This window comes from Stenotrophomonas pictorum JCM 9942 (assembly GCF_001310775.1).
Classification (GTDB): Bacteria; Pseudomonadota; Gammaproteobacteria; order Xanthomonadales; family Xanthomonadaceae; genus Stenotrophomonas; species Stenotrophomonas pictorum.
In genome coordinates this window covers 1-2,126 of the sequence record NZ_BAZI01000420.1, presented here as the reverse complement: position 1 = coordinate 2,126, position 2,126 = coordinate 1, and the positions used below count along the sequence as shown (strand labels likewise).

At 67.8% G+C, this 2,126-nt stretch carries 2 protein-coding genes and 1 pseudogene; all 3 read left to right on the top strand.

Annotated features, from left to right (window positions below):
* Window positions 1–805 (top strand): uroporphyrinogen-III C-methyltransferase (gene cobA, locus JCM9942_RS14515; protein ID WP_083468567.1); only part of this gene is annotated, 805 nt, incomplete at its 5' end.
* A gap of 21 nt (window positions 806–826) precedes the next feature.
* A pseudogene (cysK, locus tag JCM9942_RS14510) lies at window positions 827–1,785 on the top strand (cysteine synthase A).
* A 170-nt stretch (window positions 1,786–1,955) separates the two neighbouring features.
* Window positions 1,956–2,126, top strand: a 171-nt coding sequence (locus JCM9942_RS14505; RefSeq protein WP_172675139.1) for a macro domain-containing protein, incomplete at its 3' end; no start/stop codon positions are given.

Genomic DNA, 2,126 nt, shown 5'->3' with positions numbered 1-2,126 from the left:
GGTGGTGCTGGTCGGCGCCGGTTCCGGCGATCCGGGACTGCTCACGCTCAACGCGCTGCGCGCGCTCAACCAGGCCGATGTGATCCTGCACGACCGGCTGGTCAGCACCGAGGTATTGCAGCTGGCGCGACGCGACGCCGATTTCATTGAAGTGGGCAAATCCGCGCAGGGCCACAGCACCGCCCAGGACCACATCCACGCGCTGATGCTGGAACACGCCCGCGCCGGCAAACGCGTGGTACGGCTCAAGGGCGGCGATGCGTTCGTGTTCGGCCGGGGGGGCGAAGAACTGCAGTTCCTGCGGGCACACGGCATCGCCTACGAAGTGGTACCGGGCATCACCGCCGCGCTGGCCTGCGCGGCCTATGCCGGCATTCCACTGACCCATCGCGACCATACCCAGCAGCTGCGCCTGGTCACCGCGCACTGCAAGGGTTCGCTGGACACGCTGGACTGGAACGCGCTGGCGCTACCGCGGCAGACGCTGGTGTTCTACATGGGGGTGGCGACGCTGGCCCAGATCCGCAGCGGTCTGCTCGCAGCAGGCCTGTGCGCGGCGACGCCGTTCGCCCTGGTCGAAAACGGCTCGCGCACCAGCCAACGGGTAGTCCGCGGCCAGCTGGACACCCTGCCCGAGGCCGCCCACCTGTACCGGGTGCAATCGCCGGCGCTGCTGATTCTGGGCGATGTAGCCGCGCTGGCCGACGAGCTGCACTGGTTCGGTCACGCGCCGCTGCAGGTCCCCCCTACCCTTTCCTCACCTCCCGCAAAGACCTCGCCAACGACACTGGCCGACGCCGCCTGACCGCCTTCCCCGGAGCATTCAATGGCTATCTACAACACTATTCTCGACACCATCGGCAGCACCCCGGTGGTCAAGCTCAACCGGCTTGCCCCGGCCGGCGTGGACCTCTATGTGAAGGTCGAATCGTTCAATCCGGGCGGCTCGGTCAAGGACCGGCTGGCGCTGGCGATCATTCTCGATGCCGAGAAAAAAGGCCTGCTCAAGCCCGGTGACACCATCGTCGAAGCCACCTCCGGCAACACCGGCGTGGCCTTGGCCATGGTCGCCGCCGCACGCGGCTACAAGTTCGTGGCGACGATGGTGGAAACCTTCTCCATCGAACGCCGCAAGCTGATGCGCGCCTACGGTGCCAAGGTGATCCTGACTCCCGCGGCCGAACGCGGCAGCGGCATGGTACGCAAGGCCAGGGAATTGGCCGACCAGCACGGCTGGTTCCTGGCCAGCCAGTTCGCCAACCCGGCCAATCCGGCCTACCACCGCCAGACCACCGCGGCGGAGATCCTGCGTGATTTCGCCGGCCGGCGCCTGGACTATTTCGTCAGCGGCTGGGGCACCGGCGGCACCCTCACCGGCGTGGGCGAGGTGCTGAAGGTCGCGCGCCCGGACACCCGCATCATCGCCACCGAACCGGCCGGCGCCGCGCTGCTGGCCGGCAAGGAGTTCACTCCGCACAAGATCCAGGCTGGACGCCGGATTTCGTCCCGGACGTGCTCAACCGCGCGGTCTACGACCAGCTGCTGGCGGTGCAGGACGACCGTGCGATCGAGACCGCACGCCGGCTGGCCGCCGAGGAAGGCATCTTCGTCGGCATCTCCGCCGGCGGCACCGTCGCCAGCGCGCTGGATATCGCCGCCTCCGCCGACGCCGGCTCGGTGATCCTGGCGATGCTGCCGGACACCGGTGAGCGCTACTTCTCCACCCCGCTGTTCGCCGATATCAACGAGGGCTCGGACGACGACTGGCTGGCCGGCCTGCCGTAATTTGCATTCCAGCAGTGATCGTCCATGAAGGCCGCTACCCGCGGCCTTCATGCTTTCCGGTACCTGCAATCGCAGGCTGTGAGACACGCCAGCGCCAGGCTTCGCTGGCAGCGGGTGCACGCAGGCGCCCGTCACGTTTCTCTCATACAGGGCGGTGGAAGATCGGGACCATGAGCATCGAAATCTGGCACGGCGACATCACCGAACTGGACGTTGACGCCATCGTCAACGCCGCCAACGAAACCCTGCTGGGCGGTGGTGGTGTGGACGGGGCGATTCATCGTGCCGCCGGTCCCGGCCTGCTGGCCGAGTGCTGCCAGCTGCCGGAGCTGCGCCCCGGC